The sequence below is a fragment of the Plesiomonas sp. ZOR0011 genome (assembly GCF_000800945.1).
GTDB classification, from domain to species: domain Bacteria; phylum Pseudomonadota; class Gammaproteobacteria; order Enterobacterales; family CAMTGL01; genus Plesiomonas; species Plesiomonas shigelloides.
Map to the genome: position 1 here is coordinate 42,970 of NZ_JRKB01000037.1, position 22,640 is coordinate 65,609.

At 49.4% G+C, this 22,640-nt stretch carries 21 protein-coding genes and 1 riboswitch; of the genes, 5 read left to right on the top strand and 16 right to left on the bottom strand.

Annotation, left to right across the window (positions count from 1 at the left end; translation table 11 throughout):
- The first annotated feature begins 25 nt into the window (after positions 1 to 25).
- Positions 26 to 1,195 carry a DUF418 domain-containing protein YeiB gene (yeiB, locus tag L975_RS07220; RefSeq protein ID WP_010861746.1) on the top strand — a complete coding sequence of 390 codons (1,170 nt, stop codon included), beginning with the start codon at positions 26 to 28 and terminating at the stop codon, positions 1,193 to 1,195.
- Positions 1,196 to 1,468: 273 nt separating this feature from the next.
- Here yeiB and L975_RS18725 read toward each other — a convergent pair whose 3' ends face one another.
- From L975_RS18725 to L975_RS07285, 13 genes are all read right to left on the bottom strand, one after another.
- Entirely contained in the window at positions 1,469 to 2,446 is a 978-nt protein-coding gene (locus L975_RS18725; protein ID WP_052181330.1) for an ElyC/SanA/YdcF family protein, read from the bottom strand.
- Positions 2,447 to 2,932: 486 nt separating this feature from the next.
- Positions 2,933 to 4,636, bottom strand: a complete 1,704-nt coding sequence (locus tag L975_RS07230; protein WP_010861744.1) for an NAD-dependent malic enzyme — start codon at positions 4,634 to 4,636, stop codon at positions 2,933 to 2,935.
- A 311-nt stretch (positions 4,637 to 4,947) separates the two neighbouring features.
- Positions 4,948 to 5,289 (bottom strand): curli assembly chaperone CsgC, encoded by a 342-nt coding sequence (gene csgC, locus L975_RS07235; protein WP_047707930.1) that lies wholly within the window; start codon positions 5,287 to 5,289, stop codon positions 4,948 to 4,950.
- 254 nt (positions 5,290 to 5,543) lie between these two features.
- Positions 5,544 to 6,470 carry a hypothetical protein gene (locus L975_RS07240; RefSeq protein WP_052181331.1) on the bottom strand — a complete coding sequence of 309 codons (927 nt, stop codon included), beginning with the start codon at positions 6,468 to 6,470 and terminating at the stop codon, positions 5,544 to 5,546.
- Between the two features lie 50 nt (positions 6,471 to 6,520).
- On the bottom strand, positions 6,521 to 7,012 hold the full coding sequence (gene csgB, locus L975_RS17230) for a hypothetical protein (RefSeq protein WP_052181332.1): 492 nt from the start codon (positions 7,010 to 7,012) through the stop codon (positions 6,521 to 6,523).
- 264 nt (positions 7,013 to 7,276) lie between these two features.
- Positions 7,277 to 8,110 (bottom strand): CsgG/HfaB family protein, encoded by an 834-nt coding sequence (locus L975_RS07250; RefSeq protein ID WP_039045301.1) that lies wholly within the window; start codon positions 8,108 to 8,110, stop codon positions 7,277 to 7,279.
- A gap of 17 nt (positions 8,111 to 8,127) precedes the next feature.
- A complete protein-coding gene (locus L975_RS07255) occupies positions 8,128 to 8,529 on the bottom strand; it encodes a curli assembly protein CsgF (RefSeq protein ID WP_047707933.1) in 402 nt (133 codons plus the stop codon).
- 10 nt (positions 8,530 to 8,539) lie between these two features.
- The gene (gene csgE, locus L975_RS07260; protein WP_010861738.1) at positions 8,540 to 8,947 is read right to left on the bottom strand and encodes a curli production assembly/transport protein CsgE; all 408 of its coding nucleotides are present in this window, start codon (positions 8,945 to 8,947) and stop codon (positions 8,540 to 8,542) included.
- Between the two features lie 72 nt (positions 8,948 to 9,019).
- On the bottom strand, positions 9,020 to 9,655 hold the full coding sequence (gene csgD, locus L975_RS07265) for a biofilm master transcriptional regulator CsgD (RefSeq protein ID WP_177326625.1): 636 nt from the start codon (positions 9,653 to 9,655) through the stop codon (positions 9,020 to 9,022).
- Between the two features lie 264 nt (positions 9,656 to 9,919).
- The gene (locus L975_RS07270) at positions 9,920 to 10,798 is read right to left on the bottom strand and encodes a DMT family transporter (RefSeq protein ID WP_072033031.1); all 879 of its coding nucleotides are present in this window, start codon (positions 10,796 to 10,798) and stop codon (positions 9,920 to 9,922) included.
- A 385-nt stretch (positions 10,799 to 11,183) separates the two neighbouring features.
- Positions 11,184 to 12,068, bottom strand: coding sequence for a cytidine deaminase (cdd, locus tag L975_RS07275; protein WP_047707937.1), 885 nt, complete (start codon positions 12,066 to 12,068; stop codon positions 11,184 to 11,186).
- A 567-nt stretch (positions 12,069 to 12,635) separates the two neighbouring features.
- Positions 12,636 to 13,328 (bottom strand): CidB/LrgB family autolysis modulator, encoded by a 693-nt coding sequence (locus L975_RS07280; RefSeq protein WP_047707939.1) that lies wholly within the window; start codon positions 13,326 to 13,328, stop codon positions 12,636 to 12,638.
- Positions 13,325 to 13,819: a CidA/LrgA family protein gene (locus L975_RS07285; protein ID WP_230400788.1), complete on the bottom strand. Its 495-nt coding sequence runs from the start codon at positions 13,817 to 13,819 to the stop codon at positions 13,325 to 13,327. The genes L975_RS07280 and L975_RS07285 overlap by 4 nt, the downstream gene beginning before the upstream one ends.
- Before the next feature lie 350 nt (positions 13,820 to 14,169).
- A riboswitch (glycine riboswitch) is annotated at positions 14,170 to 14,265 on the top strand.
- A gap of 125 nt (positions 14,266 to 14,390) precedes the next feature.
- Between L975_RS07285 and L975_RS07295 the strand changes: the two genes are divergently transcribed.
- The gene (locus L975_RS07295) at positions 14,391 to 15,755 is read left to right on the top strand and encodes a sodium:alanine symporter family protein (protein ID WP_230400789.1); all 1,365 of its coding nucleotides are present in this window, start codon (positions 14,391 to 14,393) and stop codon (positions 15,753 to 15,755) included.
- 217 nt (positions 15,756 to 15,972) lie between these two features.
- On the opposite strand, the gene L975_RS07300 is transcribed toward L975_RS07295, so the two are convergent.
- Positions 15,973 to 16,593 (bottom strand): hypothetical protein, encoded by a 621-nt coding sequence (locus L975_RS07300; protein WP_047707940.1) that lies wholly within the window; start codon positions 16,591 to 16,593, stop codon positions 15,973 to 15,975.
- 180 nt (positions 16,594 to 16,773) lie between these two features.
- Between L975_RS07300 and phoA the strand changes: the two genes are divergently transcribed.
- Both phoA and L975_RS07310 read left to right on the top strand, forming a co-directional pair.
- Positions 16,774 to 18,228 carry an alkaline phosphatase gene (gene phoA, locus L975_RS07305; protein ID WP_047707942.1) on the top strand — a complete coding sequence of 485 codons (1,455 nt, stop codon included), beginning with the start codon at positions 16,774 to 16,776 and terminating at the stop codon, positions 18,226 to 18,228.
- 250 nt (positions 18,229 to 18,478) lie between these two features.
- Positions 18,479 to 18,949: a hypothetical protein gene (locus L975_RS07310; protein WP_047707965.1), complete on the top strand. Its 471-nt coding sequence runs from the start codon at positions 18,479 to 18,481 to the stop codon at positions 18,947 to 18,949.
- Positions 18,950 to 19,093: 144 nt separating this feature from the next.
- Here L975_RS07310 and rarD read toward each other — a convergent pair whose 3' ends face one another.
- Together rarD and sbcB are read right to left on the bottom strand one after the other, a co-directional pair.
- On the bottom strand, positions 19,094 to 20,008 hold the full coding sequence (rarD, locus tag L975_RS07315) for an EamA family transporter RarD (RefSeq protein ID WP_047707944.1): 915 nt from the start codon (positions 20,006 to 20,008) through the stop codon (positions 19,094 to 19,096).
- A 168-nt stretch (positions 20,009 to 20,176) separates the two neighbouring features.
- Positions 20,177 to 21,601 carry an exodeoxyribonuclease I gene (gene sbcB / locus L975_RS07320; RefSeq protein ID WP_047707945.1) on the bottom strand — a complete coding sequence of 475 codons (1,425 nt, stop codon included), beginning with the start codon at positions 21,599 to 21,601 and terminating at the stop codon, positions 20,177 to 20,179.
- Between the two features lie 297 nt (positions 21,602 to 21,898).
- On the opposite strand from sbcB, the gene L975_RS07325 reads away from it, so the two are divergent.
- On the top strand, positions 21,899 to 22,639 hold the full coding sequence (locus L975_RS07325) for a flagellar motor protein (protein ID WP_047707947.1): 741 nt from the start codon (positions 21,899 to 21,901) through the stop codon (positions 22,637 to 22,639).
- Position 22,640: the final 1 nt, after the last annotated feature.

The following is a 22,640-nucleotide window of genomic DNA, read 5'->3' on the forward strand; positions in this document are numbered from 1 at the left end:
GACAACAATAACTATGAGAGGTTGCATGCAAGAACGTTTGGCTGTGCTGGATGGTGCCCGTGGCGTGGCGGTACTGGGAATATTGATCCTCAATGTGATCAGCTTTGGCTTACCTCAGGCCGCTTACTTGAACCCCGCATTTGCCGGCCTGCCTTCGGTTTCTGATATTTGGGCCTGGGGCCTGCAGAATGTCCTTGCGGAGCAGAAATTCCTGACCATTTTCGCATTGTTATTTGGTGCTGGCTTACAGCTGCAATTGCGCCGAGGCAAAGGCAATGAAGAGATGAAATCGCGGCTGTCTTGGTTGCTGATTTTTGGCGCACTGCATGCGATATTTTTGTGGGATGGCGATATTTTACTCCCGTATGGTCTGGTTGGTTTGATGTGCTGGCGGATGATCCGCGATGCACAAAGCCCACGCAGTATGCTGCGTTTTGGTTTGGTGCTGTACTGCTTAGGTTTGCTACTTCTGCTGATACTGGGCTGGTTGAGTATTAATGCCGCGCCATCGTCTTTCTGGCAACCGGATTGGCAAACACTCGATACTGAGATCAGTACCAAACTGGCCGGTGGCGTGGTGGCCATGAAGTATCGTTTCCATCAGATGATTTCTATGCTGCTGGTGGTGATTTTGCAATACGGCTGGCAGCTCGCGGGCATGATGGTCGCCGGTGCTGGCTTGGTGCGCAGCGGATGGCTGCAGGGTAGTCGTCTGCCTCACCAGTATCGACGCAAAGCGCTGATTTTGATCCCGCTCGGCATTTTGATCCAATTACCGGGGGTATGGCTGAATATCAGCGGTGGGTGGAGCTTCCATTGGAGCGCGTATTTCGGTCAAATCCCACGTGAAATTGCTGCGCCGATTCAGGCGATGGGCTATTTGGCGCTGTGGTATGCGATTTTCCCTTCCATTCAACATACGCGCTTTGCGCGTGCGATGGTGTCAGTCGGACGCATGGCGCTCAGTAACTACATACTGCAGACGCTGCTGTGCTACATGATTTTCTACGGTTTTGGCTGGTTCAATCAATTGAACCGTGTGCACCTGTTGATGTTGGTTCCGGTGATTTGGCTGGTGAATATTGCGTTTTCAGTGCTGTGGCTACGTCATTTCCGCCAAGGGCCACTGGAGTGGGTGTGGCGCAAATTGGTGTATTGGAGTACCCATCATCACCGTCAGCATGAATCATGGTAAGGCCGCTGTTGGTGCATAATCATAATGTTGTAGTCATAACAGTTGATGTAACCACACGGCTAGCAGTTGTTCTGTCATATAAGTCAGCTTGGTGATAAGTCAGTTTTGACATTAGTCCGTTTCGCTTGAGCAAGTCGGCTATTGCCAGTCAAAAAAAGCGCCTCTTCTCTCTGATATCTCGAAAGATATAGGATGAAGGGGCGCTTTTTTATCCGTCAGAATTATCAATCAGAGTGATCAACTTGTATCGCGCAGAATGTGTATCCGATACAGTTATTGGTGCTTTTCTTTCCCTGTTGGATTGTCTTTATTTGTTTCTGATTGGGCTTCTACTTTTGGTTTAGTCTGTGCCTCTTTTCCCTGCTCAGGTGTTGGCGTAACGGGTTTTACACTGGATGAGACGCTAGGTGCCACAGCTTGCGACTGTGATTGCGCAGGGACAGGCAAGGCAACCGGCACGGGCTCGGTGCTTGGCTTGCTGTCAGCACTGTGATCGATATTGTTACCGATGTTGTGGCTGTTATCCGACGGTAGTGCGGCGGGTGGTGTTGTTTCTGTAGTGGGAGCGGTTTCTGTCGCAGGCGCAGTTTCTTTCGGTGGCGGAATGACCACATCCCCTTCTGGGATCGGCTCTTTCGGGCCTAGGAAGCGCGGTTGGCTGCGTAGCAGATAGAGATCCGACACCGCCGCCAGACGTGCAAATACTTCCCGCACGCGCGTTTTAATGTAGTCATCCGGCATTGGTACCGCGTAGCACACCGCATTGATATCGTAGTGGTGGGCAATCAGCAGGGCACGCTCACAATGAAAGCGCTGGGTGATGATGATGAACTTTTCAGCATCGAAAACTTTCTTGGCTCGCACTACGGAGTCAAGAGTGCGAAAACCGGCGAAATCCAGCACGATCGCTTGTGGCGGTACGCCAGCTTTAATTAAATCGCGACGCATATTGCGCGGTTCGTTGTAGCTGATTAGTGCATTATCGCCACTGACCAACAGGCGTTTGACTTTACCGAGGTGGTACAGCGCGGCAGCGCCTTCAATGCGGTGAGTATAGAAGTTATTCAGAACGCCGGTACTGACGTATTTGGAGGTACCGAGCACTAAACCGATCGGTGTTTCCGGTAAATCTTGCGGGTTTTCATAGATAGAATCAGCGAACCACCAGCTGATCCCCCGATCGAGCAACACAAGAGCAAACGCGGCACAGAGCGTGAGAAATACGACATATCTTAAGCTTTTACGCCACATGACTATTGTTCAACCTTTGCGTGTTCCTGTGTGCAATCAGAGTGCGAAGTGTCGCCGTTATACCCTTCCTACTTGAAGCCGCAGCGGTGTTGGCTACGTTCGTTCACCCCAATCACATAGTTTGCCTATGCTCATGGGGATTCACTCACTTGCAGCCTACCTGCAACTTCACGTTGTTTGGGCATATAAACCCTGTTACCACTGTGTTGTACATGACAATTATTAATTCTGGGCTCTTAAAACTGGCCCGAAGGTCAGTGGCCATGAGAGCCTTGTTATCAGCAACCATCTCAAACCTGATTGGACAATGGCTGCAGATATGCTGGTGTAAGCAGTATGCGGCGATATGCATGGTTTGTCTGAGAGTAAAACCCCGAAATTAAACCAGTCACCGGAAAACGACAATGCCTACCATAAACTTATTTCGTTAAAAAATAATAAAAAAGGGAGCTAATGCTCCCTTATATCGTCTTACTATACCACGAATCAGAATGAGGTACGTTTATACTGACGGTAAACCGCTTGCCAGAAGTTTTGCTCGATGTTTTGCTCCAGCGCCTCGTCAGAGGTTTGTACGGCAACACCTTCGAACTGCGCGGTCTTCGCCACTTGCAGCGCGATGTACTTGCTGACGCGTTGGATCTCAGACAGACATGGCAGCAGAGAACCTTCACCTTGGCTGGCCAGTGGCGAGCAGTCAGCCAATGCACGGCTTGCTGTCATCAGCATGGCATCAGTCACGCGACGCGCGCCAGAAGCCAAGACACCCAAACCGATACCAGGGAAGATATAGGAGTTGTTGCACTGGGCAATCGGGTAAGTTTCACCGTTGTGCAGGACTGGGGCAAATGGGCTACCACTGGCAACCAGCGCGGCACCATCGGTCCAACGGATCACATCTTCAGGACGCGCTTCCACACGTGATGTTGGGTTAGACAGCGGCATCACGATTGGACGCGGGCAGTGCGCGTGCATCTCACGGATGATCTCTTCGGTAAACAGACCCGGCTGGCCAGATACCCCGATCAGGATGGTTGGCTTGCCGTTACGCACAACGTCCATCAAGGAGATCATGTCAGAAGACAGATCCCAGTTTTGCAGTTTGTCATGCTTTTGTACCAGCTTGCTTTGGAAATCCAGCAGGTTTGGCATCTGATCCGTCAGCAGACCAAAACGGTCAACCATGAACACTTGTGCACGGGCTTCTTCATCACTCAGACCTTCCGCTTTCATCTGGGCAACGATTTGCTCGGCAATACCGCAACCGGCAGAGCCTGCGCCCAAGAAGGCAACGCGTTGATCACGCAGCTGGCTACCGGCAGCGCGGCTGGCGGCAATCAGGCAGCCCAATGTGACCGCGGCAGTACCTTGGATATCATCGTTAAAGCAGCACAGCTCATCGCGATAGCGGTTCAGCAGGGGCATGGCGTTTTTCTGCGCGAAGTCTTCGAACTGCAGCAGGACGTTTGGCCAGCGGCGCTTCACGGCTTGGATGAATTCGTCCACAAACGCATCGTACTCTTCACCGGTGATGCGCGGGTGACGCCAGCCCATGTACATTGGGTCGTTCAAGCGCTGTGGGTTATTGGTACCTACATCCAGCACGACTGGCAGGGTGTACGCTGGGCTGATGCCACCACAAGAGGTGTACAGAGACAGCTTACCGATTGGGATCCCCATACCACCGATACCTTGGTCACCGAGACCTAAAATACGCTCACCGTCTGTCACCACGATCACTTTTACGTTCTGCTTGGTGGCGTTTTGCAGCATGTCATCAATACGATCGCGGTTCGGGTAGGAGATGAACAGACCACGGTTACGGCGATAGATATTAGAGAATTGCTCACACGCCTGACCTACAGTCGGGGTGTAGATAACCGGCATCATCTCTTCGAGGTGATCATTGACCAGACGGTAGAACAGGGTTTCGTTGGTGTCCTGAATATTACGCAGGAAGATGTGGCGGTTGATGTCGCTATGGAAACTGGTGAATTGTTCGTAGGCGCGATTGGCTTGTTCTTCGATCGTTTCGATAGCTTCCGGCAGCAAACCTTCCAAGTTGAAAAACTGACGCTCATCTTCCGTGAAAGCGCTGCCCTTGTTGAGCAGAGGCGTTTCCAACAGTGCTGGACCGGCATAAGGGATGTACAAAGGACGCTTGCTGTCCTGATTGATTTCAGTAGTCATATTCATTGTGTGTTTGTAGGAAAGGCACCGCCGATCCTAGGGCGATGTAACAGAAAGTAAATTGCCGAAGACCATAAATGTGCGGACGCGCAAGTTATTGGTTTCAGCAACTGACCGATTGAGACTGAATACGCTGAAAATCGCCGATAAATCATATAAATAATGTGAGCCGATTCAGGATTATGACCAGCTCACTGTGACCCTGATTCAAAATTATACGTAACCAACTAACAACCCATGCATAACCAATACATAGCTACTACTTAACTAGGATGCATTGTCTCAAGGTCAATCGTGAGCCGGTTTTTGTCTTAATGTTGCTTACTGGCCGTGTCTGGGATCTGTGTTTGCGCCTCGGAAAGTAGAGTGTCGCCCTGATAAAGCTTAACCGAGATATGTACCTTATCTTGTGACGAAAGGGTAAAGCGCAGGGTGGATAGCGCCTGATCTTGTCCGGCAGTTAACGTTACATCCTGCTGCTGGGTGGTTCTGCTGGTGCCCGATGGGCCGGTTTTGTTGACGCTCACGCTGTAGCTGCATTCACAGGTTTGTGCGCTGCGTGCGTGGGTAACGATATCTGTCGTTTGGTCGTTCTGCTGGCGGGTAAACCAGATTTGACTTTGCACGGCGCCGGCGAGTAATAAGGCAAGCATAGGATCTCCCTGTCATCAATGTGATGTGGTGGAAAAGATGCGATGGAAAAGGTGAAAAATCAGTACCTAGGGTTTTCAGTGAGCATGAGTTAGCGGCCATCAGCTCTCTACGTTATTGGATAAAAGATAGGTCAAAAATTCGCAGGTTGCTCACAGCGGCGGTTATCCCCACCTGAAAACAACAAAACGGAGCAGAGCCCCGTTTTGTTCGTATCTCACTGAGCGGCGATTACTCGCGGCAGAGTCAGCGTGTATCAGTTTTGGTTTACGGTCGCAGAGTTGTGACCACCATACTGAGTGACACTGGCCAAGTCGTTGTAAGCGCTCTGAGTCACGGTTACGTCGTTGTGATGACCGTTTTGGTAGGTATCAGAGTCGTTGCGACCACCAGACTGCGTGATGTTAGCATCGTTGCTACGACCAATTTGATCGACATCGATATCATTTTTCCAGCCACTCTGTTTTACTTTGGCGTCGTTATAGTTACCAGTTTGAGCGACATCGATATCATTTTTCCAACCACTTTGTGTTACATCTGCATCATTGTGATGTCCTTTTTGAATGACATCAGTGTCATTTTTCCGTCCTCTTTGCGATACATCAGCAAAGTTATTGTTTCCAGATTGTTTAACGGTGGTGTCGTTTGAACGGCCACGTTGGTTAACTTCAGCTTCGTTGCCATTGCCATTTTGTTTGACGTAGACGTCATTCATATGACCGCGTTGTTTAACATCAGCATCGTTTTTACGACCAGATTGCTTTACATCAATTTCATTGTATTTACCACTTTGAGCAACAGTGGCATCATTTTTTCGGCCACGCTGATCGATATCGGTTTCGTTACCCCGACCACTCTGACTAACGTGAGCATCATTACGTTTTCCGCGTTGCTCAATATTGATATCATTAAAACTACCACTCTGATCTGTAAGCGCAGAGTTAAATGATCCACTTTGATAAATGGTCGTATCACTATTCAGTGCACCGACTTGGGTTGAGTTAGAACTGTTTTTAGTTCCCAGTTGTTTAACATCAATGGTTACATTCTGTGAACTGCTTTGCAGAGTGTCTGCTGTGTTTCCATTACCAGATTGGTAAATAGTGGAAGTTTGGTTGGCAGCGTTAACAGATACGGCACCGATAATTGCAGCAGTGATGATAGACAGATTCAACATTTTCATGGGGAATATCCTTGTTTCGCCTTTCATGATTGTATATGAAATTGAGCTACTCAATTACGTTGGGTTAGAGTAATTGGTAACCCTGCACCGTGTTGCACGACTGCAGCGCTAAGGCTCGTGCCATATTGATTGATATTGGCCTGATTACCCGAACCATATTGAGTAATCGATGCGTAATTGTTATATCCGTATTGGTTAATGGCTGCATCGTTAGAAGAACCATATTGGCTAACGTATGCTTCGTTACCTGAACCATACTGCGCAACAGAAGCCGAGTTATTATTTCCGATTTGTTCAGCAAATGCTGTATTGTTGGTGCCATGCTGAGTCAGATAATAATCGTTAACATTGCCGTGTTGTTTTACCGTGGCTTTGTTAAGTGTACCGTCCTGTGCTATTTCGGTATTATTCCAGTTGCCAATTTGTTTTACATATGCTTGGTTTAACGTTATTTCATCTGGAGCCATATCCACAGCCGCATAAGTTTGGTAACTTAATGCCAGCAAAATAGATATGGCCAGACAACCGATTTTTCGCTGCATTATATTTACTCATGTCGTTGGTAATGTTCTCAAGACAGGAGTAAGTATTGGTTTGATATTTGATTACCAAAATAAAACTAATTTCTTATTTTTTTCGAGTCTGATGGATGAAAGTATTAATTCTTTTGGTGGGGTGTTGGCTAACTTGTTGTGGGGTATGATGATTTTTTAATGCATCTTAATGGTGTGATAAATAAAAGATAAAAAAAAGAGAGCAATATTGCTCTCTTTTTTATTGATAAGGGTTTAATACCCCGGCAAGAGTTAAATAGCCAGAGGTACATCCTCTTTCATATAACGTTGAATTATAGCGTTATTTATGTCAGACGGATTTTGTAAAGACCACAGGTTTTGCCTAATACCTTCCACAATCAGATGAGCAACACCGGCTTCAAGTGCCGACATCATACACATCATGACGGGCTCGTTTGTGGTAAAGCCGGCCTCCAGCTCCAGTAGGCGTTGGTATTCGATAAATCGAAATACGCCCGCGGAGAACTCGCTAGAGAGGATAGTCTTGCTGGTATTGACGGACAGCAAGACTTCCCCAGTTCGGACGTCAACGGCGCGTAAGTTGACGGCGACCTGATCGACTCGATACTTGCCGTCAGCACCGATCCCGAAGTAACGGGCGCCGGCACCCCCGGTTTTGATATCTGAGTCGTAACCGATAATGGCTCCTTCAATCAGCACATTGGCTGAGAGTAACGAAGGTAGCGGGTTTTGGTTATTGGCTGCCACAGTGCCGTTTTCCTGGGCGGCACGGATAATTTTTCGCTCGTTCAGCAGGTTCTGTAAACCTTCCCGCTCCAGTGGCACGAACCAGCCGGAGTCTTTTAACGCCGATGTCAGCATGGCGTTGCCGCTTTGCGGTACAGCGGTTGAGAAGTTACTGGCCGGTAGAGGTTTAAACTGACCGGTTTCATCCTGTACGCTATAAACTGAAACGATAATTTTTCCGTTCGGTTTGGGTAGTGCTACCAAGTCTTTGTAGGTGCTGGCACGTGGTAGTAATGTCGGTTTGGCCGCTTCCTTAGGTACTTCTGTAATTGAACAACCCCCAAGTAAAACGGCAATGATCAGTATCATTGCTCGCATAGTGCTTACCTTTCTTATCAGTTAGAGAGCCGTCCATTGACTTCAATGGTGGATGTTTGCCCGGTTTTCTTATCCGTGATCACCACAAAGAGTTGTCCTGAGCTAGCGCCACCTTGCACTTTGACGGAATAATCATTGGTGGAAATAGATTGTCCGGGCGTAGGATTGCTGAGCAAATCACTGATCAGGTTAGATTGCAGCATTTCAGTCAGGTTATCCAGTGATGATGGTCCAGCAATTGCGTCTTCAAATGCAGGGTCTTTATAGCTGTTTTGCGCTTGTGCGTTCGACATCAGATATGAGCCGTTGAGCGGGTTGCCGCCGAAGTTCGGATTGACCGGCTGGTAGATTAGCGGGCTGCTGTGTGCAAGAGCACTGAACAGTAGCACGGGGGCAGCCAGGAGGGCTTTGTGTTTCATACTGTCTCCATTAAAACTCATCAGCGGCAAGTTCGCTGGTTTTGAGAAGTGCCTTATCGATCAATATCTTGGCCATATTGTCAGAGGTGACAGTAATCGCCTGATCGACAACCTGTTCCAGATTTCTCCGGCTTGGAAATAACACAGTCCTGAATAAAATATTTTGCTCATTCTTTATGGTAATTATACTTCCCCAACGAGCACTCGGTTTTTCTTGAATGGATAAGTTGATTTTTTGGCTGGCTTGCCATTTGTCACTGAATAGACGATAAAAATCGTGACCGATAGGGGTAATGGTTCGGTTAGTTATAAGACCGGGGATTTCAACTTCAACGGCAGAGGCCTGCGGAGCAGGAAATGCGGACAGCAGGAACAGCAGTCCTGCCGTAGCGAGCGTTTTTCCGTAAATAAAATTCATCGTCATGGCTCTGCATGTTATTTATTATTATCCGCCAGATTCATTCCGGCAGGGTCTTATCGCTAAACTTTATTACTGCTTAAGATTCTCTTCAGCCCAGTAAATGGCTTGTGTCCGATTACGCACGTTGATTTTTCTGAATAAATTATAAAGATGTGACTTTATGGTATGCTCGCTTACAAACAGCATGCCGGCGATTTCTAAATTTGAAGAACCAGAGCGAAGTTGCTCGAGAATTTCTTTTTCGCGCATAGTGAGCTGTGGATAACTTGTGCTACTTCGCTGATGTATGCGCAAATGCTCTATTAATAAACTAGATAAAGTTCTAGGCAACCAAAGCTCTCCGTTTATAATTGACTTAATTCCTTTCGTTAGAGTGTTTTCGTTATCTTCGTCACGAAAAACACCGCTAATTGTTGGCCAAGATAAAATCTCTTCAGACGTTATACTTTCTGGCATGTTGAATAGTAATGTTTTGATTTCATGACGATGCTGAAATAGGTTATATTGCCAACGCTTTATCTCTTTTGCATCCATCTCAGACAAATCGAACAACATTAAAGTTAAGTCAGCAGGAAGAACATCCAATGGACTTAATAAGTTATGCACACTTACCGGTAGAGCAGTCTTATCCCGCAATGTCCTGCTGAGGGCACTGGTCTGCAAGGATGGTTTGGTAATTAGCAGCAAATGAACGTTTTTTTCCATCATAAGCTCTACTAGTAATCTTTATTATTAGGGATTAATACCAATATAGAGTATTAATCGTATCCTTTCTGTTATTTTTAAAGACAGTAAAAAAGTATGAAATCTTAGGTTAAACAAATTGTTACGCTTGCATTCTTGGTTAAATATTAATTATTCGATAACCAAATATTCTAATGATGGGTTTTATATGCAGAAAAGATAGTCTGCGATTAAGCCAGACTATCTAATCAAAGGCGGGAGGAATCAGAACCGCGGGTTGAATCTTTAGCGTGATGCGCGTTGTTCCCAGTGGGTAATAAAGGCGGTGGCAGCAACAATAATGGCCGCGCCAAGCCACAAGCGACCCGGTGGCGCCCAGCCGAACACCAACCAACCTGCGGCTACGTTAATGGGCAGCTTGAAGTTGTCGAACGGTTGCACGAATGAGGCATCCGCGCTGGCGTACGCTTTGGCGATTGCCATCTGCGCAAAGGCGGTGAGTAAACCAACCAAGCCCAGCATTACTGCGCCCGTGCCCTGTGGTACGGTGAATTCCGGCAGCGCCAACAGAAGGTTAAATGGCGTAATCAAGATCAGCAGGTAAACCACCATGGTGGTTGGCGAGTCATGGTGTGACAGCTTTTTCACCATCAGCGAATAGCTGGCCCAGAAAAACGCCGCAGCCAGAGGGAGTAAGGTGATCAGCTGAAAATTATCTGACCATGGCTCCAAAATGATCATGGCACCGATAAAGCCACTGAGGGTGGCAATCCAGCGCGCGGCGCCCACTTTTTCGCCTAAAAATAGCCCAGAGCCGAGTGTGGCGAACAGCGGCGAGGTCATGATCAGCGCAATACCTTGCCAAATTGGGATTGGATAGGCGAGCGCCCAAAGCCAGCATTGAATTCCGATCACCGACAGGAAAATTCGGAAGATATGTTGCCCCAAATGCTCCGTACTGAGTGAGCGGCGTAATCCGACTTTTAACAGCCACGGCAGCATCACCACCAGCGCAACCAGATATTGGTAGAGGGCAACAGAAGTGGACGGGATGTGCATATTAATGCTGACATACTGAGTCAGGGTATTAATGGCTGCAAAGGCCATTCCGGCCAGAATCATCCAACTGGCGCCTATCAGCGGCCGGTGTGTACGCAAAGTCATGGCAAGCTACTACGGTAATTAATCGGGTGGTTAACAGGTCATCTTACAGACGCTGGATAGTTTACCGATTTCATGCGCAGAACCTAGCAAAAAGACCGCCGTGACTTTCGACTCTAGACTGTTTGTTCGCTAAATCAGCAGACTGCACACAAAAATGTGACAGGGATTAAATCCACCATCTTACGCAGCCGTGTGCCGAATAACGAAAAATACGATACCGATTAAGTGCCAAGGGGATGTACTGAAGAAAAAAGACGAAAGAAGAAAAGATATGCGGCAGGAGGGGAAACTCCATCGTCATCAACAATGGCCAATGCCGTTCTTGGTGACGATGGATGAGCGAAGCCGGTAGGTGCGAATGTAACCTCTACAAGCTAGGCGTAAACTACACGCGCAGACAGGTGATCTCGCTAACACCTAGCGCGCGCAGAGTCGCTTCGGTTGCCGCTTGCTGACTTAAGATAGCCGTTTGACTTTCTACCAGTACCGCGCGGCAAATATTCGCCGCAGATTCACCTGACATGTTCAGATTGATCAGCGCAGCTTGCAGCGGAGGCAGGCTTGGGTTGAAGGCCGCATTTTCTGCGTACATGCCCTGATAGATCGTGCCGGATTGCATTTGCAACGCAACCCCTGCATAGCTTTGGCTGTAAGGCGCATGGCTATGGTTGGCAGCCTCTAACGCAGCACTGACCAGCGGATCTGTGGTACGAGTTTGCATCCCGTGATCTTGGGCATCCATCAACAAGGTGGTGATGTTCAGATCGCGCGGGCCGAATGCATCCGGCAAGTAATCATACAGCTTACTTGGTGCACGCTCTGGCAGGTGAATTTTCAGATCTGGCGCAGCATTTAGCTCATTCATGAACTGGCGGCAGTGACCACATGGCGAATAGTTGATCGTAATGTCAGTCAGGGCTTTCTCGCCGCGGATCCACGCATGGGTAATGGAACTTTGTTCGGCATGCACGGTTTGTTGCAACGCAACATCGGCAAATTCCATATTGGCACCAAAATACAGATTACCGCTTTCACCACGGCTGATCGCGCCAACATAAAACTTTGAAATAGGGGCAACAGAGTAGGCGGCTGCAACGGGCAATAACGCCAATGACAGCGCTGGTACATCCAGTCCGGTTACCGAACAAATAGCGGAAACGTCTTCAGCGCGCAACCAGCCAGCAAAACCAGTTTCTGATAAATACGGGGTTAATGCGGCAGATAACGGCGCAGGCAGGTTGGCAAGGGCGGCTTTAATTCTCTCTTGCATCCGCTTTGTACTCCTGTTTATTGATGGGATCAGGATTTTAGAGATATGCCATGCAATAAAGCGTGATTAAGATCACTTAACTATGCAATTGCGTGTTATTGCATTTCATGATGTGAGATCTGTCGCACGTATTCCTCCATGTCTTCACCAAGATAAACCGGCGGCTGCACGTGATGAGTTAATGGATCTATAGGCATTTAGCAGTATAGCTGGGCAAACCAAAGCCAGAAATGGTGCAAACATCCTGAGCCATACACATGAAAAGTTCTTGTGTGCGCTGTCGTGGTCAAAGTCTGACGGCCAAAAAAAAGCCTCCTAGAAGGAGGCTATGAAACAACAAGATGATTTCGCTGAAATACGGGCAGGGTATGCGGGAGTTCAACCGTAACCTGATTGCCCAACACTCATCTCAAAATAAAAAACTCAAACTAACAGCCAATATGACCAGAATGACCAGAAAATGAGACAGTGAAGCATTCTTACGTGTAGAGCGTGCGTTGTTTTAGCACGCTCTACTCCCCTAGGAGTGAAAATAGGGGATAGAAAACATGGAATAGGGAAGAGCCTTTATCCCAACAATTTGACCAGCACAGGGAAGATGAAAGGCGCAATCAGTGAGGTAATCACACCACAAATCACCAGTGCCAGTGAACTAAACGCACCTTCCACATAATCTTCTTCCGCACAGCGTGCAGTACCTAAGGCGTGAGAAGCATTACCCATCGCCAAACCGCGAGCAGAAGGATGACGAATTTTCAGCCAACGCATATAAATGTGGCCAAACACCGCGCCCAGCAAACCCACATAGATAACGGCAACAGCGGTAATCGCTGGAATACCCCCGATGTTTTGTGCCACCGCCATCGCAATGGGTGTGGTCACTGATTTAGGCGCAATGGAGGCGGCCATTTGTGGCGAAGCGCCCATCCACAGCGCAATTACAGTCCCGCTGACAATTGCAAATAGAGAGCCTAAAAAGCAGATCCCGATAATGGATTTCCAGCGTGCACGAATCTGGTGCAACTGTTCATACAGCGGAAAGGCTAACGCCACTACCGCCGGTTGCAATAACTGGTTCAGTAACTGGCTACCGGAAAAATACTTATCGTAAGGAATACCGGTCGCGACCAGAAAACCGATCAGGACAATCATCGAAATCAGTAACGGGTTCATCAGCGGTGATTTGACTTTGGTCGCCAGCCAACGGGCTGCGAAAAATACCGCTAAAGTCAGAGGTAAAGGCCACCAGTTCATGATCATTTTTCTCCGTTACCACGTGCTGCGGACTGATCCGCTTTGTTGCTGTTTGCTACGTTTGGCTGTTCCGCTTCGACCGTTTCCGGTGCATCTGGCGTACCGGCCATCAAATCGGATTTAGCGTGAATGCGTTGGTACACCACGGATACCGCAGTCATCACAATCAGCGTACTGACGGTGGTGGAGACCAAAAACGCCCCCATGCTGCTGGAGAGATCACGGTAATGGTTGATCAGACCGACACCGATAGGAATGAACAGTACCGCCATATAGCGGATAAACAGATAACATCCCGGTTTCACCCAATCGGCTTTCACAATCTGCAGACTGAGCAGAATGAACAGCACCAGCATACCGATGATGCTGCCGGGGATATTAAGATGCAGCCAAGCAGACAGGCTGTTTCCCACCCATAAACACGCAAAAATAAGTACAAAGGCTCGGGCATAGCCCCATACATTGCTGACGTACTGTGACATAAGATTAGACAACACTCATTAACCTGAAATCATCATACAATTATTCTATAGGATGTGCCATAGATCACACAAATTAATTGTGTCGGATTATGGGCGTAGGGATCTGTCAGACATTAGCATACTCACTGTCACTCACCCACGCTTATCTGCGTGCTAGCGCACAAATGAGTGTAGTAATTTGATCATCATTTCTTTTCTGTGATGTATAGACAAAGGCAAAAGCAGGTTGATAGACTAAAAACGTTTCTGGTGACAACCGGAAAACATGAAAGTTCGGATGAAGGTATCAGGAGAGTGGAGAATCGACTCCACGCCGAAGAAGTAAATCTTTCAGGCGCTGTTATTCAACAGCAGGGACTGTTACTGGACGAGCCCTTGGAGAGATCCATTGAGTTGGACGCCGAAGGCGCAAGGTGGCTCCCGCCACTCAAACGCTCAGGCAAAAGGACAGGGGAAGAGATGTGCGGAAGGCTGGCCGAAAGGGCAGTCTGCGTTGTGTTATGAGTTTTTTCATCAGCTGTAAACGACCACATATCTGTTTCTCCTCCTAAAACGGTCAGCTTTATCGCCCTTAAGGAGGAATGTTGTGTTTGACCTGCAATCCGTATTGCAAACCATCGATAATTTTGTCTGGGGTGCGCCGCTGTTGATTCTGCTGGTGGGAACCGGTGTTTACCTAACAGTACGTCTGCGCCTGATCCAGATTTTCTCTCTGCCGCGTGCATTTTCCTATATGTTTCGTTCCGAGCCGGGCCAAGGTGCGGGTGATGTGAGTGCCTTTGCTGCGCTCTGTACCGCGCTGTCTGCCACTATCGGTACCGGTAATATTGTTGGGGTAGCCACGGCAATCAAAGCCGGTGGGCCGGGTGCGCTGTTTTGGATGTGGATGGCGGCATTCTTTGGCATGGCCACCAAATACGCCGAATGTTTGCTGGCCGTGAAATACCGCGTGAAAGATGCCAATGGTCAGATGGCGGGTGGCCCGATGTATTACATCGAAAAAGGGCTGGGCCTGAAGTGGTTGGCGTCGCTGTTTGCGGTGTTTGGTATCGGGGTGGCGTTCTTTGGGATCGGCACATTCCCGCAGGTCAATGCGATCACCGAATCGCTGCAAAATACCTTTGGTTTCCCTATTTGGATCACTGCCACTGTACTGACATGCTTAGTCGCCGCCGTTACCCTTGGCGGGATCAAGCGGATTTCAGCCATTGCCCAGCTGACAGTTCCGTTTATGGCGCTGTTCTATGTGGCCGGTTCTGTGCTGCTGCTGATGGTGAATTACCATAAGGTGCCGGATGCGGTGATGTTGATCCTGACATCGGCATTTAACCCTGATGCTGCGGTGGGTGGTGCGCTGGGTCTGACCATTCAGCAGGTGATGAAATCCGGTATTGCGCGCGGTGTGTTCTCTAACGAATCCGGCCTCGGCAGTGCGCCGATTGCCGCGGCTGCGGCACGTACTAATGAGCCAGTGCGTCAAGGTTTGGTCTCGATGACCGGTACCTTTATCGATACCTTGGTGATCTGTACGATGACCGGTTTAGCCTTGGTGGTGACTGGCGTGTGGAATACGCCACTCAGCGGCGCAGCGATGACCAATGCGGCCTTTGCGACCGGCTTGAATGAGCTGGGGCAATGGGTGGTGACCATCGGTCTGATGTTCTTTGCCTTTACTACAATTTTGGGCTGGAACTACTACGGTGAGCGCTGCGTAACCTATCTGTTCGGTACTAAAGGGATCCGTCCGTACCGGTGGATCTTTATCCTACTGGTGGCATCGGGTGCGTTTTTGAAACTCGATACCATCTGGATTTTGGCGGACATCGTCAATGGCCTGATGGCGATCCCCAACCTAATTGCGCTAGTTGGACTGCGTCATGTGGTGGTTGCCGAAACCCGTAATTATTTCGCACGCATGAAACTGCCGCGTGAGGCTGTAGAAGCGGTTTAAGCGATGTTGGTGTTGCACAAGGTATTGCCGGTGTTGTCAGTAGGCAATCCGTATAATCAGTAATGAAAGCAAATGGCTTTGGGTAGTAATCCAAAGCCGTTTTCTTATCGCGAGTCAGTTAATTTTATCCCACCAGAACATACTTCTTTTCGTATCCGTTTTTTGCGTGAGTGGCTAGCCTGCTTCTCTTCTTGTCAATTTGCGTTGCTATTACATGTTACAAGCTCTGCGGCAATGCCTTGAGTGTTGTAATTGTTGGGTAACCTGACCAGCTCATCAATTGCTTCTCTGTAGCTTCACCATGCGCTTGTAGCCACTGGCCGGTTTCGAGTGCGGCATTCTGGCTATTCTCTGCATTGTCATAACTGCGTCGTGAGTAGACGATGAATATGCCAGTACCATCCACCAACATTGCGCGTGCAAACACCGTTTCCAACACGCCCGGCGCGCCTAATATTGCCACAATCAAGTGTTCGGCGGGTTTAGTCGCTGTGGCCGGAATAGAATTAACGCGGACAATTTTCCCCGCCTGCTGATAATTGGCCAGTACCGCATTGCTCAGCTGTGCCAATTGCTCGCCATCATGCACGGTGGGATAGACGTTGATCGTCACCATCTCATGCCAAGCCGATAAATCGGTTTGTTCTGGCGGCGTAAATTCATTCTGATTGTCTTTCGACCAGCGATGCACAAAAGTTTGCCCCGCAAATTGCAGGGGCGCCGCGGATACAGATGGTGCTGTTGCGGTAGATGTAGGTGCGGCATGAACGGGGTGTAATGTGCTGACCAGCGTGGTACTAAGCAGCGCGGCCAGCATTAAAAATCCAGCTTTATTCATATGTCTTCCCTGAGAATAAATGGTCAATGAATCTGACAGGTTTACATTATTCGCCTTTCTGCGGCACAACACAAAACTGTTATCGTACCGCCACAAAAACGTAATGACATCTCGTTATCTTTCAGCGGGTCAGCCGGAGAGTTACCGGCAGGATTTTGTTTTATATGGAGATTTATCAGCATGTCCGTTCGTTTCCCGTTAACCCTGCTTACCAGTGCTCTATTATTGTCCTTAAGTGGTGGCGCTTCTGCGCAAGCGGCCGAGGCACATGCCGCTGGCCCCAAAATCGAACATCGTGCCGCCCAAGGTGATGTGACCCAGTTTGGTGGTGCTCGCCGTTTGACCGAAGAGCAAACGGCAGCACTGCGCGCTTCGCTGTCCGACAAGCAGGTGAAAAACGTGATTCTGCTGATTGGCGATGGCATGGGCGACTCGGAAATTACCGCAGCGCGCAATTATGCTAACGGCGCCGGTGGTTTCTTTGCTGGGATTGATGCGCTGCCATTGACTGGTCAGTACACTCACTACGCGTTAGATAAAAAGACCGGTAAGCCAGATTATGTGACGGATTCCGCGGCGTCGGCTACAGCGTGGAGCTCGGGCGTGAAAACCTATAATGGTGCGCTGGGTGTTGATATCCATGAAAAGCCACACACCACATTGATGCAGCTGGCGAAGGCGGCGGGTAAAGGCACCGGTAACGTCTCCACCGCAGAATTACAAGACGCAACTCCTGCCGCGATGATGGCGCATGTGACCGCGCGTAAATGCTATGGCCCAGAAGCGACCAGCAAACTGTGCCCAACCAATGCGTTGGAAAATGGCGGTAAGGGGTCGATTACCGAACAAATGTTGCAAACTCGCCCTGATGTGACTTTAGGCGGCGGGATGAAGACCTTCAGCGAAGTAAGCAAAGCCGGTGCCGGCCAAGGTAAAACGCTGCGTCAACAGGCGCAAGAGCAGGGCTTTGTGATTGTCGAAACGCTCGATGATCTGAAAAAAGTGCAGTCTGCCGATCAAAAAATGCCACTGTTAGGCCTGTTCTCTGACGGTAATATGCCAGTACGCTGGAAAGGTCCAAAAGCCAGTTATCATGGCAACTTAGACCAACCGGCGGTGACCTGTACCGCGAATCCAGAGCGCAGCGCATCGGTGCCGAATCTGGCTGATATGACAGAAAAAGCCATCGATTTGCTGAAAACCAATCCAAATGGGTTCTTCTTGCAAGTTGAAGGCGCGTCGATCGATAAACAAGATCACGCTGCGAACCCGTGTGGCCAATTTGGTGAAACGGTGGATCTGGATGAAGCGGTACAAAAGGCACTGGAGTTTGCCCGTGCTGATGGCAACACCTTGGTCATTGTGACCGCTGACCACGCGCACTCCAGCCAAATCGTAGCACCGGACACCAAAGCGCCGGGCCTGACTCAAGCCCTGAATACCAAAGATGGTGCCGTGATGGCGATCAGCTATGGCACAGCGGAAGCCGATGAGTCACAAGAGCATACCGGCTCTCAACTGCGCGTTGCCGCCTATGGTCCACGTGCGGCGAACGTTGTGGGTCTGACTGACCAAACGGACTTGTTCTTCACCATGCGTGATGCGATGGGGCTCAAGCAAGACAAGCAACAATAAGTGCTGACAGCGTTAAATAAACATCAAGCCGCAGTCTTTGGACTGCGGTTTTTTTTACGTATTCAGGCAGATTTGAGCGCGCAAGCGTTGCGTTATAAATACATCATATCAATGCGCTTCTTGGGCGCTGTTTGAGTATAAAAATACGCTATAGTTGATGGTTGGGAGCTCCGTTGAGTCGTGTGTAGCGAAAGCGTATTCAATCAGAGCGGCGAGCGATCAGTCTATGGGTAGCAAGGGGCGCAATGCGATGAAAGCATGGGTCATGATTACAGCGGGCGTGGTGATGTTGAGTCAAACGCCTGCGTTTGCCATTAGCGAAGCATATCGGCAAAAGCTGGAGCATTCAGGTTGTACGCAGGTGAGCGAATTGCAAGGCTGTGATATCAACAAGAGCAAGGCGGAAAATGCCAAAGCCGGTTTTGTGACGGCAGAAGCGGCTGCACCAACCACACAGGCAACGGCTGATCCTGCGCATCCCTATACTGGGCAGTGGGTGGCTAAAAATGATCGTGGGGATACCGTCGCGACCATTCGCGTCGATAAGCAAGAGCATGTGTGGGTGAACGGCGAGAAGGTGAAAGCTAAACGCAGTGATGGCGCGCTGGAGTTCCATCAGGGCAGCTTGGTGTACCGCATCCAAGGCGATCGTCGCTTAAAAGACGAAGATAAATGGATGGATCGTGATGCCGGCACTTCTGGCCCGATTGCCGCGGAATAACATTCGTTGCTAAATAACGTCACGGTATAGTCTTGCGGAATAAAAAACGGCGTCGCTTGCTAGATTGATAAGCGACGCCGTTTGTATCTGTTATTTTGAGCGCTACATTTTACGTGCTGATTTTAAGCACTAGCCTACGCTTAATCAGCCTCGTGGCTGATGTTTTTCGCGCAAGACGCCTTTGTATTTCCAGTGACTAAAGATCATCTCCGCCACACAGAAAATCAAACCGGCCCAAATAAAGCTAAAGCTCACCCCTTTGACCACATCAAACGGTTCATCAAAGATCAGCACCGCTAGAATAAACTGCAGCGATGGCTCGATATACTGCACCAAACCGACCACCGTCAACGAGGTGCGTTTTACCGCTAAGGCAAACAGCAGCAGCGGTACCAGCGTGATCGGCGCACTCAGAATATATCCCGCGCGGGTAACGTTATCGGCATCCAGCAGCACACTGTTGCCACTGAATAGCAACCAGAGTGCGCACACCAAAGCAAACGGGAACAGGAACAGTGTTTCCACACTGAGCGCGGTCAGCGAGTCATAGCGCACTTGCTTACGGATCAGACCATAAACTGCAAAAGCGACGCCCATCAAAATGGCCAACCACGGCAGTTCACCGTAATGCCACACTTGGTAGCCCACACCGACAATCGCCAGAACGACCGCCAATTGTTGGAACCGACTCAGCTTATCGCTCAAGAAAATCACGCCAAGCGCAATCGAGCACAGAGGGTTGATAAAGTAGCCCAAGCTGGCGGCCAAAACCTGATCGTGGGTGATGGCGTAGGTGAAGGCGGTCCAGGAAACACACATCACGATCCCGCCCAGCAGACAGCCGAACAGGGATTTTTTATCCTGCCAGACTTCACGGAACGAGGTGCGATTTTTGATCAGTAAACGCGCTAATAGCAGTAGCGGTAAGGACCAAACCAGACGTTGCGCCAGCAGCTCAATGGCATCGGCACCGGGGATTAAACGGTAGAAGAGAGGCGTGATGCCCCAGAGTACGAAGGCCAACGCAGCAAGAACTGGCCCAGAGAATAGTTGTGGCATAGTTATCGTGGCACTCTTTACGGGCCACACCTTTTATCAGTTTATTGTTATTAATGGAGTTCGTTGAGCAGTAATCGGAAGGGTTCCTGCTGTGTTACTTGTTACGGGTGTAATGAGCATCGCGCTACAAAATGTCGCTTTTGCTCATTACACCAGCAATCTTAACAGTTAAGACACCAGACGACAGCCGTAATCGTACAACGCTTTGAGCAATGCCAATTTTTCTGCGTTATCGTCATACAGATTAGCCAGATCTTCCAAGCTACGCGTAAAGCGCGGCGCTTGTTCGGTCAGCACCTGCTGGCGGTGTTGTTGCCATTCACGTTGCTCTTCCCGAGTCAGGGTTTGTGGGAAGTTACGCGCGCGGTAACGAAACAGCAGGGGAGCGATGCGATCATCGGTGTATTGCAAATCCAGTGAGCCAAGCGCTTCAGGCGCACTGCTGCGGATAATTTGCATCGCGGCCTTATCAGCATCTGAGAAAAAGCCGTCATACAGGCGTGCATCCACATCGCTTTGTGCGGGGTAGTCACGCTCTTGAGCGAAGATGGCGACGACTTTATCGCGCAAATCTGGCGCGTCTTTGAGGCGCTGTAAGTTTTGCAGACAGGCGGCGCGATCAATGCCCAGTCGCTCGGCATTTTCTGGCAGCAAGGTTTTGGCGGGGGCCAAAATAGGGCACTTATTGATGTGCACCAGTTTGAGTGGGATGCGGCTTTCTCCCTGCGCTAAATCAGCCGTGGCGGTATAGAGCTTTTCGCGCAAGGTATCGGCATCGGCGGTCAGTAGCGGGGTGATATCACCGGCCAGATCACAAACAATCACGGCATTTTGATTGGTTGGATGCCAAGCAAGCGGCACAATCCAACTGGTGTTGCCGCGCGCACTTCCAAACATGCCGGACACATGCACCAGCGGCGCCATATTCACCAGATCCAGCAAGCCCGATACTTTTCGCTTGTGGCGATGGGTCAGGAAGTAATCGAATAATTTCGGTTGCGCTTGGCGTAGCAAACGCGCCATCGCGATGGTGGCATGCACGTCAGACATCGCATCGTGCGCTTGTGTGTGTTCAATGCCGTTGGCTTTGGTCAATTTTTCCAGCTTAAAGCTCGGCAGACCATCGTCACCTTCTGGCCACTCGATCCCTTCAGGGCGCAGCGCATAACAGGCGCGCACCACATCCAGCAGATCCCAGCGCGAATTGTTGTTTTGCCAGCTGTAAGCATACGGATCGATGAAGTTGCGGTAAAAAATATTACGCGTTACCTCATCATCAAAACGGATATTGTTATAGCCCACTGTGCAGGTGCGTGGTTGGCTAAATTGTGCGTGAATCAGCGTAGCAAATTCAGCTTCACTGACTCCCCGCGCCAGAGCCACTTGCGGGGTGATCCCCGTGATCATCACTGCTTCTGGATGGGGCAAGTAATCATCAGTGGGTTTGCAATATATCACCAGCGGTTCGCCGATGATATTGAAGTCACTGTCGGTACGGATACCGGCAAACTGTGCCGGTCGGTCGAGCGCCGGATGGGTTCCCCAGGTCTCAAAATCGTAAAAGTAATAAGTATCCTGTGCCTGACTGCTCATGGTGTTCTTCTGTACCTGCCTGAAAACAACTGCAATATAACGGGTCATAGTAAAGATAACTGCCCGTAAAAGGTAGTCCTGTCTGGTTGCATTGCAGCAGAAAAAAGCGCTCTGGCTCGCTGTTTACCGACTGTTACCGCTTTTGTGCTCAAGTTTTCGCGTAAAACTGCGATATCAAAAGAAGAGAGTACAAATTTATCGTACGAATCGGTATGGGGACAGGGTGATCGCAATGTGGGATCCTGCGTTCTGTGCCGCCAACAGCCTGATTATTGACGACGAGCACAGAGGTTTGATGTGAGTTTCATTGGTTTTTTTGTTGCCCTGATTTGTATTTTGGGGGCGAACTTAATTGAAGGCGGTCATCCGTCGGCGTTGCTGAACGGTCCGGCATTTTTGATCGTCGTCGGCGGTACCGTCGGTGCGGCCATGGTGCAGTTTCCATTCAATGTCATGTGGCGCAGCCTCAAGCGTTTTCGTTGGTTGGTGATCCCGCTGCGTATGGACTTTTTCTCTCAAGCCGAAATGCTGGAGAAACTGGCCAGTGTGGCGCGCAAAGAAGGCTTTTTGGCTCTGGATGCGATGATTGAAGAGATCCCCGATCCTTTTACCGCCAAAGGCGTGCAAATGCTGGTGGATGGTGTCGACAAAGACGCGCTCTATGATCTCTTAGAAGCTGAAATTGAAAAAGAACAGTACGACATTGAGCAGACCGCCAAGCTGTACGAATCTATGGGCGGTTACAGCCCAACGATGGGTATTCTCGGCGCGGTATTAGGCTTGATCCATGCCATGGGTCTGTTGGATCGTCCTGATGAGTTGGGTGCTGGGATTGCGGTGGCGTTTATCGCCACCATTTACGGTGTGGCCTTTGCCAACGTACTGTTGCTGCCATTTGCCAACCGCTATAAAGCGTTTGCCCATGATCTGTATAACTTCAAAATCATGAGTGTGGATGCGCTGTATTCCATTGCTGAAGGGCATAGCCCACATCAAATTCGTCAGCGTTTGGATGTGTATACCGAAGAGTTACAGTGAT

Excerpts from the sequence above, each read along its gene's own strand:
- csgE (WP_010861738.1), bottom strand. The coding sequence starts at position 8,947 with ATGAATTTTATTTACGGAAAAACGCTCGCTACGGCAGGACTGCTGTTC.
- L975_RS07250 (WP_039045301.1), bottom strand. The coding sequence starts at position 8,110 with ATGCGAGCAATGATACTGATCATTGCCGTTTTACTTGGGGGTTGTTCA.
- csgB (WP_052181332.1), bottom strand. The coding sequence starts at position 7,012 with ATGCAGCGAAAAATCGGTTGTCTGGCCATATCTATTTTGCTGGCATTA.
- rarD (WP_047707944.1), bottom strand. The coding sequence starts at position 20,008 with ATGCCACAACTATTCTCTGGGCCAGTTCTTGCTGCGTTGGCCTTCGTA.
- L975_RS07230 (WP_010861744.1), bottom strand. The coding sequence starts at position 4,636 with ATGACTACTGAAATCAATCAGGACAGCAAGCGTCCTTTGTACATCCCT.
- phoA (WP_047707942.1), top strand. The coding sequence starts at position 16,774 with ATGTCCGTTCGTTTCCCGTTAACCCTGCTTACCAGTGCTCTATTATTG.
- L975_RS18725 (WP_052181330.1), bottom strand. The coding sequence starts at position 2,446 with ATGTGGCGTAAAAGCTTAAGATATGTCGTATTTCTCACGCTCTGTGCC.
- sbcB (WP_047707945.1), bottom strand. The coding sequence starts at position 21,601 with ATGAGCAGTCAGGCACAGGATACTTATTACTTTTACGATTTTGAGACC.
- L975_RS07280 (WP_047707939.1), bottom strand. The coding sequence starts at position 13,328 with ATGATCATGAACTGGTGGCCTTTACCTCTGACTTTAGCGGTATTTTTC.
- csgD (WP_177326625.1), bottom strand. The coding sequence starts at position 9,655 with ATGGAAAAAAACGTTCATTTGCTGCTAATTACCAAACCATCCTTGCAG.
- L975_RS07270 (WP_072033031.1), bottom strand. The coding sequence starts at position 10,798 with ATGACTTTGCGTACACACCGGCCGCTGATAGGCGCCAGTTGGATGATT.
- L975_RS07310 (WP_047707965.1), top strand. The coding sequence starts at position 18,479 with ATGAAAGCATGGGTCATGATTACAGCGGGCGTGGTGATGTTGAGTCAA.
- L975_RS07300 (WP_047707940.1), bottom strand. The coding sequence starts at position 16,593 with ATGAATAAAGCTGGATTTTTAATGCTGGCCGCGCTGCTTAGTACCACG.
- L975_RS07255 (WP_047707933.1), bottom strand. The coding sequence starts at position 8,529 with ATGAAACACAAAGCCCTCCTGGCTGCCCCCGTGCTACTGTTCAGTGCT.
- cdd (WP_047707937.1), bottom strand. The coding sequence starts at position 12,068 with ATGCAAGAGAGAATTAAAGCCGCCCTTGCCAACCTGCCTGCGCCGTTA.
- csgC (WP_047707930.1), bottom strand. The coding sequence starts at position 5,289 with ATGCTTGCCTTATTACTCGCCGGCGCCGTGCAAAGTCAAATCTGGTTT.
- yeiB (WP_010861746.1), top strand. The coding sequence starts at position 26 with ATGCAAGAACGTTTGGCTGTGCTGGATGGTGCCCGTGGCGTGGCGGTA.
- L975_RS07240 (WP_052181331.1), bottom strand. The coding sequence starts at position 6,470 with ATGAAAATGTTGAATCTGTCTATCATCACTGCTGCAATTATCGGTGCC.